Raw genomic sequence first — 15,773 nt, forward strand, 5'->3', positions numbered from 1 at the left:
AAACATATAAAAGAACAGTAATATGTTAATGAAAAAGATATTAGTGGGATTGGCGCTTACAGCAACACTTAGTTCATGTGAAAAGTGGTTTGACGTAAGACCATCGTCTATTGCGTTGGCAACGCAACATTTTGAAAGGGAGTCAGGCTTTAATGAGCAATTGATAGGTGTATATACGAAGATGGCCTCGTCTAGTCTTTACGGTGTTAATATGAGCTTTGGCTTTGCAGAGGTCTTGTCTCAGAATTATGATTTGAATAGTGGTAATATTTATTATCCTACAGCGCAATATCAATACAATAATGCGGATGTAAAATCAAAAATTGAAACTATATGGACAAATTCATACAATGCTATTGCGAATTTGAATGTCATGTTGGAACATTTTGATAAGGTTTCACCAACAATTTTCTCAGGTGATAATTTTAGTATTTACCAAGCAGAAGCATTGGGATTACGTGCGTTTTTGCATTTTGATTTGTTGCGGTTATTTGGAACTTCCACTGCTGCTGGAGGTGCAAATATCGCGGGGATTCCTTATGTGAGTACATATTCAAATGCTATTACACCGATGAGTACAAATGCAGAAGTCATTTCAAAAGTTAAAACGGACTTGTTAAAAGCATTAGAACTTTATGGAAATATTGATTCGAATAACCAAAACAGATTCAATAGATATGCGGTACTCGCAACTTTAGCGCGTGTATACCAATGGGAAGGTGATTTGGATAAAGCCAAAGCGACTGTAGAAGAACTGCTGCAGAAAGACGATCTATTTTATTGGGTTCATTATACGACTATGGAGTCTCAGCATGAGTACGAATGGGACAAAGTATTCAGTACAGAAGCGATCTTCCGCCTCTCCATAAAAGATTTGGATGATGTGGTTAACGAATATTTCGTTGCATCTGCAAAGGCTTCACAGTTGTTAAATATATCAACAACAAAGATGGATCAAATTTTTGAAGTAACTTCTAAAGGTTATGGTGGTGATTATCGATTTCGTAATAATTATCAATTCTTTGGGTCAACACAATATTTCAGCAAATTCTATCAATTCGAAAATAGCAGGTATAAAGATTTATTGCCTTTGATACGTTTGGGGGAGATGTATTTGATATTAGCGGAAGCAGAATTGAAAACAGACAAAGAAGCTGCGGTAGAGAGACTTAATACAATTCGAGAGCACAGAGGTACATTGGGAAATACACCATTGGAAGCAGCTAATATGACAGAGGCACAGGTGCAAGATGAAATCTATAAAGAATACCGTAAGGAAACAATCGGCGAGGGCCAGCTTTTTTATTACTATAAAAGATTGAATAAGGAAAATATCCCAGGGGCGGCTGTCAATCCAAGAAGTATCTATAAGTTGCCTCTACCTGATAATGAAATTGAGTTCGGTAATAGATAAAAAAGGAAATGAATAGATTATATATTTTAGGGATAATACTCCTACAATTTGCATTTTTTGCCTGTAAAAAGAATGAAACACATACCTGGATAGGAGAAGATTACGGTCGAATCGAAGGCCCAAAAGAATGGACACTTTCTACAGATTCTATTCGTTTTAGTTTTGCTACCTTCCAGAGTGTAGTACAGGATTATGAGTTTTTAGCCAAAGTGTATATCACAGGAAAAGTAGCTGATTTTGATCGAAAAGTAGGGATTTCTGTCGATACAAAAGGTACTACCGCTGTTGCAAATCAATATGAGATCCCATCGACAGTTGTTATTCCCAAAAACGAACACTTTGCAGTATTGCCTATCAAAATCAAAAGAACAGCTGATTTGGCACAAAAAGCGGTTCGATTGAAGATTACATTAAATGATCGAGAGGAAATAAACCCAGGCACTACTGATTGGAATAATTTGAGTATTATTTGGTCTGACATCTTAATGAAACCTAATAATTGGGATAATTTAACTGAATTTTTCAAAGATTACAGTGATACCAAATATCGATTTATCATTGATATCTTACAAATTGCGGACTTTACGTACGGACAATCAAATGGTATGACTTGGGGAGAAATGAACAACTATAGATTGCAGGTTATCCAAGCATTGCAAGAATACAATGCAGCGCACCCAGGCAATCCATTGACTGATGAAAATAATCAATTGGTAACTTTTTAATCGGGATTATGAAAAACAAAATAATATGTTTAATCGCATTGATTTCTTTCTTCCATTCTTGTATGAAGGATAAAGGAAATTATGACTATAATTTTGACTTAGAGCCAGAACTTACGATCGATACTCTTCCAGGGCAGATGCCTGAGTTGTATAAAACATGGGATGTAGGTGCTAAAATCACTTATGAACCAAAAGTAGAATACAAAAATGGCAATGAGAAAAACTTGACTTATACCTGGTTTGTAATGAATTATGTATACAGACAAGAACAGGTGGGTAATTCTTTGCAATATCCTGCTCCAGATACAATTTGTACCACGAAGAAATTGGACTATGTAGTGGATTTGACTCCAGGTAATCAATATCAATTGCATTTAACAGTGCGTGATACGGTAACAGGAATTTCTGTTTCAAAACAGTTCTCCAGTTTCCTGCCTATTCCATTGCCAGACGACAATTATTCAGGCTTATTCTGTTTGTATGAGAAAGATGGAAAAACAGATATAGATGTGTTGCAATCACCACGTGCTATGATTCTAGGTTCTAACATTTATAGAAATGTATTTAGTAAGAGTAACCCAACAGCTCCATTGACTGGAAAACCAGTGATGTTGGAATACTCTTATACAGGCAGATGGTTTTACATCTTTACGGAAAATCAAGGCTTGCGTGTAGCACCTACAGGTTTGCAGGTGATGGATACTTGGGAAAATGGTATGTTTTATAATGCACCGACCACTTATAAACCTCAACGTTTCATGTCTTTAAATAATACAGATTTCTTGATTAATAATGGGAAGCTACATGTATTATATGCTTCCATCGCAGGAGATCGTAAATTTGCCAATCCCATCATTGAAAGCGGAGAGTTATCTCCATTTTTAAGTTCTTCGACGATAAATACGTACAGACCAGTTACAGGGGCTATTTCAGCTTACCAAATCGTATTCAACAAGACAAAAGGTGCATTCCAACCGTTCTATAATAAAGGTGTAAACTTTGGTCAATTCAATTCACCAACTCCTGATGTGTTATTTAATGTCAATAAAGTAGAAGGTGATCCGGTATATATTAATACGGTTAATGGTGGCGAAACAGCAGCGATAATGAAGTTAAATAACGGTAAATATATGTTGAATGTAGCGCGTTTCTATGACGTCGTAGACGATGGCAAATTGACTAGATATTATAAACCATTGGATGGATTACAAGATTTGGCCAATGCCAAAGTATTCGAATCCGGCTTAGGTGGTCCAGCTATTTTTTATGGTGCAGGCAACAAAGTTTATTCTTACTCGTATACTACTGGTCAAACGACTTCTAATTTGATCTGGGAAGGAGAAGCTGGTGATGAAGTGACTTGTATGAAAATTTTACCTACAGGCGGTTATCCTTCTGGTGGTCGTGTCCTTTGGATCGCAGTATGGAATGAAGCTAAAAATGAAGGTAAAATCATTGATTGTGAAATCAATCCTGTTTCTGGATTATTGGAATTACAAGTTTCGGCTTGGGTAGGCGTAATGGAAAACCCGACTGTCACTACAGGTTTTGGAAAAGTAACACAAATGATGATCAAAACGATGTATGATTAATAGCTTGACTACTATTGATTCAATTAGATATTAAATTGAAAATATAAGATTATGAATATAAAATTAACAATTGCGCTGGTATTGACATCAGGATCATTGTTTGCACAAACAGCAACAAATCATGATGTAAAACGTATAAATGAAGTGGCTGAAAATGGAACGTTAGCTCAAAAGGAAGCATTAATTTCAGAATTGCTTACAGAAACTAAAAAATCGAAAGATCCTAACCGTTTGGAAACAATCAGCAATTATTTATATTATTTGGGTAGAGAAAATAGTTCAGACTCACTTCGTAATATTGTTGCTAAGAAATACCCGAAAAGCCAAATTGCGCGTTCGCAATACATCACGAATGTGTATTACAAACAAGAATCTGCACAAGCTAAAGAGAAAAGCTGGAAACAATTGATTAAGCAATGGCCTATACCGAAAACAGAGGAAATCAAAATTGCATACGACTATGTTTTAGGTGATTTGACAAGAACATTCGCGAATGAAGGTAATAAAGTGAAAGCATTGGAATATCTTGATCAAATGAATGAGCGTTTTTGGAGAGCACAAGGGTATATTCCTGTAGCAAATACTTTCTTGCAACAAGGAGATACGATTGCGGCATTGCCTTTGATTCAAAAATCAATAGAAGATGCAGAATACTATATAACTTTGCCAAAAGAACAACAAGACAATCGTTCTGGTTTTGCTGCAGTAGGTTATCCCGGATATGTATCTCAATTGGCAGATATTTACAGTAAGCAAGGTAAGCATGAGGATGTTTTGCCTTTAATAGAACGTGCTATAGCTTTAGCACCCAATAGTGCTTCTAACTTTAGTTCAGCTTATTTTAAAGCGTTACAAAATGCAGGTCGAAATTTGGAAGCCTTGCAGCAATTAGAGCTGATCTACAAAAAAGGTACGTTTACTTACAAACCAAATATGAAAGAGTTGTATACAGCTTTGAATGGATCTGAAAAAGGTTTTGATGCATACATTGCCCGATTGGATAAAGATGTGGTGAAAAGTATACAAGAGCATATCGGCCAATATGCTACATCTCAGGCTTTACCAGATTTCGAATTATTGAATCTAAAAGGTGAGAAAGTATCTTTGGCAAGTCTTAAAGGTAAAGTATTGGTGTTGGATTTTTGGGCGACTTGGTGTCAACCATGTATACGTTCTTTCCCTGGCATGAAAGCCGCGCAAGATTTGTATTTGAATGACAAAGATGTACAGTTCTTGTTCATTAATACGTGGGAACGCGATAAAAATTATAAAGAGAATGTAGCAAAATTCATTTCTACAAATAAATATCCATTCGAGGTATTGTATGATGACCAAAAAGATCCTGAAACAGGTAAAGTATTAGCTGCTAAATTGGGGGTAAACGGTATTCCTGCAAAATTTATAGTGGATAAGGAAGGAATTATTCGATATGCCTTGACAGGTTCTTCATCTGATATTGATTATATCAAATTGGAAATGAAAGAATTGATAGAGTCTGTTAAACAACCGAAGAAAAGTTAACATTCAGTTATCTATATACTTGTAAACCCCAGCTGTATAGCTGGGGTTTATTGTTTTAGAAAGCATAGCTATATCATAATTGTGTTAAAATATTTTCTTAAGGATAGAATACTATGAGAAGTGAAATAATTACAACAATTTTGTATTATTATAATATATCTATGATTTTTGAATATTCGAATTTTTATTCTCCAGAACAAAATCTACGTATAATACATCTTGATGAATTAATGTATTTGGGCGGTGAGACTCTACTAAAACCACACAAGTTAGATTTCTATGCCCTATTATTTGTAAGAGAAGGGACGCTTATTTTAAATATAAATTACCAAAAATTGGAGATCAAAAAAGGCGAAGCCTTTTTTGCTGGACCAGGGCAGTTTCATTCGTTTACTGAATTTTCAGACGTAAAATGTATTGTAGTTTCTTTCACAGAAGAATTTTTACTGAATAATGTTAAGGAAGATGCAGTTATAGAAAATTTTAAGCTCTTATTGAATTTTTCTCATGTAAAAAATTGAAGACTGATACTAGTAATGTGAATAGTATCAATCATTTATTGGACGTTTTGTTTTTAGAAAGCAGAAATAGATTTGATCACCTCCAAACTTCTGTTTTACAAAATGTATTAGCTGCCATACTTTATTTATTCGAACGCAGCAACTCCAGAAATGCTCAACCTGATGATGCCGATAAATACCATAAATTGGCACTAAATTATAAATTGTTGCTAACACAAAAACTAAAAGAGCATACCAATTTACAGTATTATTTAGATCAGCTGAATGTATCCCAAAGTACTTTACAGCTAGCCACTAAAACTGTTTTTCAAAAATCTCCAAAAGCCATTTTAGACGAATTGCTTATTTTTTGTGCTAAACGTATGTTGGCAGATCCTTCGAAACGCATACAGGAAATAGGCTACGAATTAGGTTTTTCGATTTAGAGTGATACTAATAAAAATACGACCTTAAAAAGAAAGGTCTATTGAGATGAGAGATGGTTAAGATGTATTTGTCCGTTTCCTACCTCTCGTCTTAAATCAGTCATTAAATAATCCGAACAGCATTTGTAAATGTTAAACAAAATTTATTTTGTTATGAAAAAATATGTTGCTCCTGTTGTACAGGTGGATGTTATTGAATTAGAATTATCTTTTGCAGCAGGCTCAGCAGTGGTATCTCCCTTAGGCTATAATGATGATCCTTTACAAGAGTCGTGGGAGGAAGAATCAATGGTGCAAGAATTTGAATGGTAATAAAATGAAAAATTATTATATACATATTCTAGCTGTAATATTTCTTCTGCTCATATCCTGTGATAAAAGCAAAGAAAGTATGCAAGATGCTACAGCTTATGTGAATGTAAAGATTTCAGATGCATCCTATGCTAATTTCTCAAATTCTAAGCTAGGTAGTCTTTCTTCTAATAATACAGCAGAAGTAATTATTCCCTGGAATAAAGACATCGATGTCATTTTACGATTAAATAATAATGTGAATAATAAATTTGCTACTACAAGTTTGAATACAAAAGCTGTCCATACCATTGATAAAGATGTGCACTATAGCTTGCTTGTATTTAATTCTAAAAATGAATTTGTAGTCAGTAAAGATTATGTGGTAGGACAGGAATCCGGAAATGGTATTCCCTTATCTAGTACGGAGAAATATAGTTTCATTGTGTATTCTTTCGGAGAAAAAAGCAAGCTTTCTGATATGAATATAAATAGTGGCGAAAGTATGGACAAGACTTTATTGTTTCTTTCTTCCCTAAAAGATGTAATGTTGGATACACGAATCGGCATTCAATTATCTGTAGAGCAAAATAATCTAGGATTAACTTTAAAACATCAATTTTCAGAAGTAAATGTCAAAATCAATACAGAAGATGTGGGAAAGGTTGAGGCAGTAGGCGATCTTCATATTTCTAATGTTTTTTCTTCTGCAGTGGTATATATGAGTAAATCTTCAAGTTTTCCGAAGAATGTAAGTTTTACAAGTAATTCTGTTATTCAAACTTTAGAGCCATTTCAGAAAAATGATAATGGAATTTATTCTAATTCCAATATTGTCTATGCTAATGGGGAACTAACGAATGTTTTGACCTTGGAAAAATTAAAAATTGGGGGCGTTCAAAAAGAAAATTTGGATTTATTTTCTTTGTTGGCTAGACCAGGTGTTTCCTATACTATTGAGATTGTATTAAAATCCAAAGGTGGGTCGTTGGAAGGATTTAATGATGGTACGCTAATATGGGCAAATGGAAATCTCATTAAAATAGGGGAGGATCAGTATGCATTTGCTGCTTCTCAAGGCGAGTATGGTGATTACTGGTATCGTAGCAATGACGGTTTGGTATATTCTAATCCGATGAATACCCAGAATAAAAGTTCGAGAACGGGCGTTCCAGTCGACAATATTTGTGGCAAGGTAGGAGCAGGCTGGCGCTTACCAACAGAAAAAGACGTGTTTAATTTAGAAAAATATGTGGATTGGTATGGAAAATCTAATAAAGCATTTGGGGCCTATGTAAAGCCTGATGGTACATCTGTACAAGGAATTTATATTGGATCTAATAAAATTCCTTCCGTCGCTGACCAAGATAAATATTTATTCTTACCAGCGGCTGGTGCCTACAATAGCGGTTCTCCGGCAGAAGTCAATCAATCTTGTTTTTATTGGCATTCGGGTAATGTTTATAAAGGGGAATCAACCTCTTTTCAAATTGCTTCTTATTATTTTAGTCCGAATAATGATGGTGGAAAAGATTTGAGTCGTACGAATTCGGTACGTTGCGTGAAGGATGTAAAATAACAGAAATGCCCAGTTTAAAGCTGGACATTTCTTATTATAGGAAGTATTATCTTAGTATAAGCTTATTTCAGACCATCCAAAGTTTTACGTTTTTGATCCAGTTGATGTTCCATTATGAGATCGTAATCGGATTTATTTTTATCGGATTTACTCAATAATACGAACAGTTCTAACGAAATTAGAAAAGCCAACAAGATCACATAGAAAATCAGCGCTACCGTGCTTTCTTTTAAGATTTCAAGCATAGCATTCAACTCTTCCAAAAATCCTTTTTTAGTTTTGAGTTCTGCTCTTAGGCTTTCTTCAGCTTTCAATTTACGCTGACTGTATTCTTCATATTGATCACGAAGCTGTTTTAAGTTATTGTTATTTAGATCAGCTTCTTTAATCTTTGGATTTGCAATAGGATTATTAGATACCGTACGTTGGGTTTTATTGGTAATGCTACCATCCTCATTTTTTATCGGTACAGTCGTTACGCTAGTGGATACTGTGTTGATCGTAGGGGTTTGACTAATCTGTTTATACAACTCAATATTTCGATGATCCAACGAGTCAATTTCCACTTGCAATTCAGAGAGTTTCGTATTAATGACTGATAAACGATCTGGCAATTGCTTTTTTACCTGCCTGTCTACGATTTCAATCATTTTTTTCTCGATATCATCTTTGAAAATAATCTGATCCAAAATCGCTGACCCTAATACGGCCATGATAACGGCAATCACCATCCGAAAGATCGATGCGAACTTATTATGCCCAACATTTAAAATAATTTGCCGTTCGATTTGAATAATGATTAAAACAAATATTATAGCAATTCCTATGGAACCCCATGTGCCTGTTTGGATATATCTGTCTGCAAAGGAATAACCTACAAAAGCCCACAGAATAATCAAAATCAAGATAGCAGAAGTGTATTTTTTTAGTTGCTTATAACTTGCTTCTGTACAACTTTGAAGTATATTGTAGTTCCATCCAGTCAAGAAGCAACCGAATTTTATCCACCAATTTCTCATAATGAATTATTATCAATTTTAAGATTATGGATAGAAAGGGAGGCTAATCCTTTGGTAAATCCTACTTCGTACGATTGGAAAAGACCGGTCATGTATAATTCACCTTCTTCCAAATGTGCTTTCATTTTATTTAGTTCGTCTACATGTTTGATGTAGGTTTCTTTTCTGGATTTCAAGAGTTCTACCAAATCACTTAAGCCAGCTTCAGATCTGCTTTTGATATGAAAATCGATCTCACGGATCATGTCTTCATATTTGAGAAGTACCTGCTTGAATTTGATTTCAAGATTACTCTTTATAATCGTAAGATTTTTCTCTTTATAAGATTTATCTGGATTTACGAGCGCGTCGTTGTATGCTTTGGATTCATAATCTTCTTTTAGGAATCCGTAAATAATATCAATAGGCAATTTTGTCCCAAATTCTAAACTTGTACTGCTGGTATTATAATTTGGATCCGAATCGTCTACAAAGAGATTACGTGGAAGGTCTGGTATTTCTTCTTGGTCCGTAGCTTTTTCTGTTTTCTCTGCTTCTTTTCTTTTAAATATAAAATCGAAAATTCCCATATTTTTAATGTTAGGTTAGATGTATTTAATTGGTACTTCGTACAAGCGATGGCCTTTAGAGTGGCAACTTTCGCATAAGGTGATAAGTAGATTGTCCGCGTAATCCCAAGGGTCCGCATGTACATTCAATCTCTTGATAATATGATATTGTCTGTGATGAACATGTAGCTTGACTTCGCTGCGCTTACAATGTACACATTTGAATTGATCACGGTTTAGAATATGCTTTCTTTTGGCAATCCATCTCGGATCAAAAAGCTTTTCACCATAGTAGACTTTTGTGTTCATAATGGAATATAAATTTCAACGGCAGTAGGTTAGTAATAAAAAGTTTTCAAGTCGATGATATCAAATATAATACTTTTCATAGATAATCTTTATTAAGATTCACTATTTTGTAAGGTGAAAAATTCTTCTTTATCCATATTTGCATTCGAATCATGTGCTGTATATTTTGGAAAACCAACCGTAAAAGTTGAACCAGCATTTGGTTGGCTTTCTATATGAATAGTTCCTTCATTAAGTTCAATTAATTCTTTGCAAAGCAACAAGCCCAATCCAGCGCCTGACTCGTTAGAAGTGCCTATTGATCGCTGTTGTACTTGATTGAATAACGCTTCGGATTTCTCCATGTCTATGCCCACACCTTCATCCTGTATATGAATATAAATCCTTTGCTCGTCTTCAGTCGTAGAGATATACACATGGCCATCTTGGTAACTGAATTTAATCGCATTACTAATCAGATTCCGTAGGATAATGCGCATGTGGTCATAATTCACAAAGAGAAAACTTGATTCATTCACATTCACATGGATGTGAATTCCCTTTCGGATATAATGTATTTTAAATTCGTTAATAATTTCTTCAAGGGCTTTTACCACACATATTTTCGTTCGAATGGTAGGAGCACCTTTCATGCTATTGCTACTCCATGTAAGGATTTGATCCAAGACTTTATGCTGATCCTTCAATTGTCTTTTGAGTTGTTCTATAAAATCATGCATATGATCTTTATTGACCGTATTCGTTTCGAAAATATCAATAATAATAGAAGCATTGACCAAGGGTGCACGCATATCGTGAGCCATAATAGAGAAAATCTTTTCTTTCTCATTATTCATTTCTTCTAAACGAATGCGTTGCTCCTCAATCTGTTTTTTGTCATTATAGATCACACGTTTGAAGAAAGCTATGGTTGTGATTAAGAAAACCAAAGAGGATAATATATTATATATAGCTCTATCTTTGTGTACGGGTGCTTCGATAAAATCTATGTCAGGATTCGAGTAAATAATTAAGATACCACAACTTATAATTCCACTGCCAATACTTAAATATTTGATGTTGTCGTACAAAAGCATGGATACAACCAAGACACTCAATAAAAAATACTGAGCTCCATTTTGATATAATAATCCGCTAATAAAAAATAAAATTGTACTGGATATAAGGAGCAAAGCTTTTGCACTTCGTGGGCGATGGAAATATTGCAACCCCAACACTACGCTATAGGACATGCCTGTCAATAGATTGATAGAGGATAATATCCAGCGTTCTTGAAAAATATTGATTGTCGAAAATACGAAGGACGGAATAATGCATAGAATACATATGATATTCACCATACATATTCTTTTGATATCCAAATACGAGGAATTCGCATCAGCGCCTATATGCGTTAGGAGATGCAAATAGTATTTCAGTTTCGTCATTCTACAGGATAGGCTAGATGTTGCTGTAAATATACGAAAAAGTTGTCCCTCTATCTGTCCGGTTTGACGGATTATTTGCCATGGAAAATTAAAAAAAGCCAAAACTTTTATTTGCCTAACTATTTTTAAGTAGGAGCTGTGGGTATTCACTGAGTTGTTATAATTGTGAAATACAAATTCATTTCTAATTATTGAAACCACAACAATTATAAAATATTGTAATCCTATTTTATGAAATGAAGGTTCTAGACTTTCAAAGCTACAGCTGCAAAATATTTGAAAATCAAATCAATGAAAGAATTCGTTTTGTTACCTGAATAATAAGCGAGTGTTGTTTTTAACCTCTGACCCTTAATTGGGCAGAGGTTTTTCGTTTAATCATTATTCTGAATGAAAGTATTCTTTTTTGGAGGTTAAAGCAGAACTAACTTTTTATATATACCTTTAACGGCCATTTCGCCAATACAATGTTATGTGCAGTTATAATTCATTAATTTTTAGTGCGACTTCTCTAAATGTTTGCCATTCTTCTTCTACAAAATTATCTTCTAGTAATCTTTTTGCAACTGCTCTAGCAATGATTGGCTTAGAATTTCCAGTTCATCTTTGACTTCATTTTCAATGTTTTCATAATTAGAAAATGTAGCTCTCATTGTTACTTCATAGTTTTGACCAAATACGCAAAAGCTATCGTTAATATTCCAATCTCTTGATGTTAATACTTCAGCGATTGCATCATCTTGAATTCCTATAGCTTTAAGAGATTCTTTGCTTTTATAACCCTGTCTATCATCAGAATCATCGTTATGGAAGCATATAAATGTTGGTATTTTTAATGCTGTAAATAATCTCCACCAATTTGCTAAATTTCCTTTTCCACCAACTCCAATTATTGCAATTCCTTCTTTAAGTACATCCAATCCGACACCTTCAAAAATTATTGGAAGAGATAACTCTTCAGTTTCTCCTTTCACTAAAACTATTTTTTTTGCAAATAATCCACTTAGTATATTTGTTTTGCTGTGAGCAGCATAGAAAGGAAGTATAGTTTCAGCCGTTGCTCGAACTGCACCTGTATCTATAGAAAATTGAGCAAACTCTTCTGCTGTAATATTTGATATTTTTGTTTGCTCATCTTTGGAAACAATATATATACCTGGTAAATATTCTAAGTTTATAAAGTAGGGACTATGAGTGGTAATTATTATCTGCAATCCACTTTCAGCTAAAGAATGCATTTGTTTAGCTAACCATTTTTGTGCAATAGGATGAAGATGAGATTCTGGTTCATCTAAAATTAATATCATCCCTTGACCAAGAAAATTATCTGAATATGCTTTTGCAAATGATAAAGCTAAAATTTGTTGCTGACCAGTTCCTAATTCTTCAAATGCTCTAATTTGTCCATCTTCCGATGGATGAACTTTCAATGTTTTAAAATAATTACTAGGGTCGTACGAGGAAAAATCAAAGCCTAAAGCGTGTGTCATATTTGACATCATTTGACCTGAAATGGTACACATACTTTCTGAAAATTGTCTAAATTCTTCTACTTCAAGGAAGATATATTTATTATGTTCAAAAAGTTCTTTTAATCTCTGTACTTTTTCTTCGTCACTACTTAATTTATCGGGAAATGCTTTAGTTACTTTGGATAATAGAGTATATTTAGAAGCATAACTTAGTTGAAAAGATAAATTTTGTTCTGAATTTACTATAACACATAATAATTCTTCTCTTAAATTATTACTTACATATTGATTTTTAAAACCATTTTCAGCTTGAGTTGCAGTGTATGAACTTTCAGTTCCTTTGACGTAAGCATAATTAAATCCTCCACAAGAAAATTCTCCTTGTCTGCCTAATCTCGTTCTAAATCCAGAAACTTTTGTTGAAATAGATATTCTATTAGAAGTAATTCTTTTGTAAAAATCATAATCATCTAAGTTTTTATATTTAGGATGAAATTCACCGAACATAAGTTCAATAGCTCGTATTATATTAGATTTTCCAGCGTTATTTTCACCAACAAAAGTAATTGGCATATTTTGATGAAATTTAATAGAGATTGGTTCATCACCAATTGATCTAAAATTCTCAATAGTAATCTCTTCTAATCTAGGTAATAGTGGAGGATTAGAAAGCCTAAACTTTCAACTTTGCACTAACCTAAGCCACAGCCTTTTATTATTTTCTAAATTTATGAAAAAAGGAAATATAAAAAGCTGTTGCGACTAAAAATGCTCAAACTTTCTATATTTCCCTTAACCCGCCATTTCGCCAAGCCGATGTTAGGTGTAGCCAGTTTTTTATTCGTTTAATCTATTTTCTATATCCATCTGTTGATGTAAAATTCTGATAATCTCAATTGCATTTTCTTTTAGATTTATTCGATAAAAAATAAAATGTGATTTAACTTTTGAGCGATAATAACCTTTTCTAATATGACTATAATCTTTACCACAAGTTGGATTTTGAGTTAAATAATCAATTTCTTCAAAAATTAAATTGAAATACCTATCAGCTTGTTCCTTCGACCAAGTTTCAAAAGTATATAGCCAAATATTTTCGAGGTCAAATTGTGCTTCTTTACTGATTTTGAAATTCATTATTCAGAAGCATATTTTTGATGAATATTATTTAAAAGTGAATCTCGGTTGAAGTTTTTCACAAAACCAGATTTTTCTCCTTTTTTAAGTTCATTAATTAATTCTGATTTCTTAGTTTCCTCATATTCAAACATTCTCAATGCAGCTCGAACAACCTCGCTTGCCGATGAAAATTTACCAGATTTTACCTGTTCATTTATGAACTTATCAAAATATTCGCCGAGAAGTATAGAAGTGTTTTTCGCCATAATTTTATTATTTGATTCAAATATACCAAATCTTGGTACACTATTCAATAATTAAGCGTTAATTTTTAGACGAAATCTTGTCAACTGATTACACATAACGGACCGCGGCTTGGCGAAGTGTGGGGAAATCGAAGCTAAAAGTTTCGATTTTGCACTGAGGCGAGCCAAAACGAATGTTTATGAGTTAAATTTAAAAATAAAAAACGAATAAAATTCGTTTTTGGCGACAAAGTAGGGCAGAACGTTGAACTTAGCAGTTCAGCCCCGCTTTTGGCAAAACCTTGTTGTGCGTAGTTATTTTTTCTTGTATCCGTCAAATTGTTCGTTTTTAGTTTTTCCTATTCCTTCTCCGTAAACAACACCTTTATATTTTAATGTGTCTATCCAATTGTATTCTGGATTAAACTTAATAAAGTTTGAAGTCAGTTCGTTAGTTTTCATTGTATCAGCGGATAATCAAGCGCACAGTATCAAAACTATTAGCTCGTTTTATGGTATATCAGCCAATAAATTAAGGCGATACTACCGTAATAAACTCAGTGGTTTTCAAGAGTGGGCCCATCGCGAAAATGCACAGGAAGGACTAATATTTCCACAGAATATAGGTAGTAGTCTTTCCATTGATGAGACCAGTCTTTCTCATGGTGAACTCTATACGGTGGTAACTTATAAAGAAGCTCACGGAAAGAAAGGTACTATAGTTGCAATTCTCAAAGGAACTAAATCCGATAGTATTATCTCTGTGCTTCAACAAATTCCACTCCGATTATCGCAATAAAGTACAGGAAATAACACTTGACTTAGCTGGCAATATGGGGATTATAGCTAAGACGTGTTTTGCTAATGCTGTACAGGTTATTGATCGCTTTCATGTGCAGCAATTGGCAACTCAGGCACTTCAAGAAATCAGGATAAAACACCGGTGGCAAGCTATTGAGGAAGAAAATAAAGCCATTGAAGATGCTAAAAAGAGGAAAGAAACTTACACTTCAGAAATTTTATCAAATGGTGATACTATAAAGCAAATGTTAGCTAGAAGTCGCTATTTACTCTATAAAAGTGAACACAAATGGACAATAGAACAAAAGCAAAGAGGTAGTTTACTATTTGAACGCTATACTGACATTCAAAAGGCTTACAAATTATGCCAAGAATTATCTTGGATATTCAACACAACTGTTGATAAAATCTATGCTTTTACACGATTAGCTAAATGGCTGAGAAGGTAGATCAAGCTGGATTCAAGTCTTTCAATACCGTGTCAAGAACCATAGATACGCATCACAAAAAGATTCTAAACTACTTTGATAACCGAAGCACCAATGCTTCAGCAGAATCTTTTAATGCTAAAATTACGTGAGTTCGGTTTAAGCAGCAAGGAATAATTGCTTTTCTTGCTGTTGAAACTGAATATTTAGAGAAGGTTTTTTAGGGAAGAAGGCTAGGCAGCTAAAGCTCCCAAAATATTCAATAAGAAGTTATTTACAGACCTGTGTCTAGTGTGTTGTAGTTTGCATATATTCTTTAATTCATCATTTACACATT

16 protein-coding genes and 1 pseudogene are annotated in these 15,773 nt (G+C 33.8%); 10 read left to right on the plus strand and 7 right to left on the minus strand.

The annotated features are described in order from the left end of the window. Nucleotides 1–28 precede the first annotated feature (28 nt). The 8 genes from G5B32_RS13180 to G5B32_RS13215 all read left to right on the plus strand — a co-directional run bounded on the left by G5B32_RS13180 (nucleotide 29) and on the right by G5B32_RS13215 (nucleotide 8,068). Nucleotides 29–1,414 (plus strand): RagB/SusD family nutrient uptake outer membrane protein, encoded by a 1,386-nt coding sequence (locus G5B32_RS13180; protein ID WP_165291995.1) that lies wholly within the window; start codon nucleotides 29–31, stop codon nucleotides 1,412–1,414. A gap of 8 nt (nucleotides 1,415–1,422) precedes the next feature. After that, a complete protein-coding gene (locus G5B32_RS13185; protein ID WP_165291996.1) occupies nucleotides 1,423–2,139 on the plus strand; it encodes a DUF4843 domain-containing protein in 717 nt (238 codons plus the stop codon). An 8-nt stretch (nucleotides 2,140–2,147) separates the two neighbouring features. Further along, nucleotides 2,148–3,731, plus strand: a complete 1,584-nt coding sequence (locus G5B32_RS13190) for a PKD-like family lipoprotein (protein WP_165291997.1) — start codon at nucleotides 2,148–2,150, stop codon at nucleotides 3,729–3,731. A 51-nt stretch (nucleotides 3,732–3,782) separates the two neighbouring features. After that, nucleotides 3,783–5,252, plus strand: coding sequence for a redoxin domain-containing protein (locus G5B32_RS13195; protein WP_165291998.1), 1,470 nt, complete (start codon nucleotides 3,783–3,785; stop codon nucleotides 5,250–5,252). A gap of 113 nt (nucleotides 5,253–5,365) precedes the next feature. Next, on the plus strand, nucleotides 5,366–5,773 hold the full coding sequence (locus G5B32_RS13200; protein ID WP_165291999.1) for a cupin domain-containing protein: 408 nt from the start codon (nucleotides 5,366–5,368) through the stop codon (nucleotides 5,771–5,773). Then, on the plus strand, nucleotides 5,770–6,198 hold the full coding sequence (locus tag G5B32_RS13205; protein ID WP_165292000.1) for a helix-turn-helix domain-containing protein: 429 nt from the start codon (nucleotides 5,770–5,772) through the stop codon (nucleotides 6,196–6,198). Before G5B32_RS13200 ends, G5B32_RS13205 begins: the two co-directional genes overlap by 4 nt. A 129-nt stretch (nucleotides 6,199–6,327) precedes the next feature. Then, a complete protein-coding gene (locus tag G5B32_RS13210) occupies nucleotides 6,328–6,510 on the plus strand; it encodes a hypothetical protein (protein WP_165292001.1) in 183 nt (60 codons plus the stop codon). A gap of 4 nt (nucleotides 6,511–6,514) precedes the next feature. Next, nucleotides 6,515–8,068, plus strand: a complete 1,554-nt coding sequence (locus G5B32_RS13215) for a hypothetical protein (RefSeq protein ID WP_165292002.1) — start codon at nucleotides 6,515–6,517, stop codon at nucleotides 8,066–8,068. Between the two features lie 62 nt (nucleotides 8,069–8,130). Here the strand turns inward: G5B32_RS13215 and G5B32_RS13220 are convergent, their stop codons facing one another. The 7 genes from G5B32_RS13220 to G5B32_RS13250 form a co-directional block, all read right to left on the minus strand. After that, nucleotides 8,131–9,087, minus strand: a complete 957-nt coding sequence (locus G5B32_RS13220) for a DUF4407 domain-containing protein (RefSeq protein ID WP_206366898.1) — start codon at nucleotides 9,085–9,087, stop codon at nucleotides 8,131–8,133. Next, entirely contained in the window at nucleotides 9,084–9,656 is a 573-nt protein-coding gene (locus tag G5B32_RS13225) for a hypothetical protein (RefSeq protein ID WP_165292003.1), read from the minus strand. Before G5B32_RS13225 ends, G5B32_RS13220 begins: the two co-directional genes overlap by 4 nt. A 15-nt stretch (nucleotides 9,657–9,671) precedes the next feature. Continuing rightward, entirely contained in the window at nucleotides 9,672–9,944 is a 273-nt protein-coding gene (locus G5B32_RS13230) for an HNH endonuclease (protein ID WP_165292004.1), read from the minus strand. A gap of 92 nt (nucleotides 9,945–10,036) precedes the next feature. Further along, entirely contained in the window at nucleotides 10,037–11,371 is a 1,335-nt protein-coding gene (locus G5B32_RS13235; protein ID WP_165292005.1) for a sensor histidine kinase, read from the minus strand. Nucleotides 11,372–11,919: 548 nt separating this feature from the next. Further along, nucleotides 11,920–13,479, minus strand: coding sequence for an ATP-dependent nuclease (locus G5B32_RS13240; protein ID WP_165292011.1), 1,560 nt, complete (start codon nucleotides 13,477–13,479; stop codon nucleotides 11,920–11,922). A 201-nt stretch (nucleotides 13,480–13,680) separates the two neighbouring features. Continuing rightward, nucleotides 13,681–13,980, minus strand: a complete 300-nt coding sequence (locus G5B32_RS13245; RefSeq protein ID WP_165292006.1) for a type II toxin-antitoxin system RelE/ParE family toxin — start codon at nucleotides 13,978–13,980, stop codon at nucleotides 13,681–13,683. Next, nucleotides 13,980–14,228 (minus strand): type II toxin-antitoxin system ParD family antitoxin, encoded by a 249-nt coding sequence (locus tag G5B32_RS13250; protein WP_165292007.1) that lies wholly within the window; start codon nucleotides 14,226–14,228, stop codon nucleotides 13,980–13,982. Before G5B32_RS13250 ends, G5B32_RS13245 begins: the two co-directional genes overlap by 1 nt. Before the next feature lie 376 nt (nucleotides 14,229–14,604). On the opposite strand from G5B32_RS13250, the gene G5B32_RS17370 reads away from it, so the two are divergent. After that, on the plus strand, nucleotides 14,605–15,006 hold the full coding sequence (locus tag G5B32_RS17370; protein ID WP_240899062.1) for a hypothetical protein: 402 nt from the start codon (nucleotides 14,605–14,607) through the stop codon (nucleotides 15,004–15,006). Continuing rightward, nucleotides 14,930–15,588: pseudogene (locus G5B32_RS17115) on the plus strand (ISL3 family transposase). Before G5B32_RS17370 ends, G5B32_RS17115 begins: the two are co-directional and overlap by 77 nt. The last annotated feature ends 185 nt before the right edge of the window (nucleotides 15,589–15,773 follow it).

It is taken from the genome of Sphingobacterium sp. SGL-16, from assembly GCF_011043515.1.
Lineage (GTDB): Bacteria > Bacteroidota > Bacteroidia > Sphingobacteriales > Sphingobacteriaceae > Sphingobacterium > Sphingobacterium litopenaei.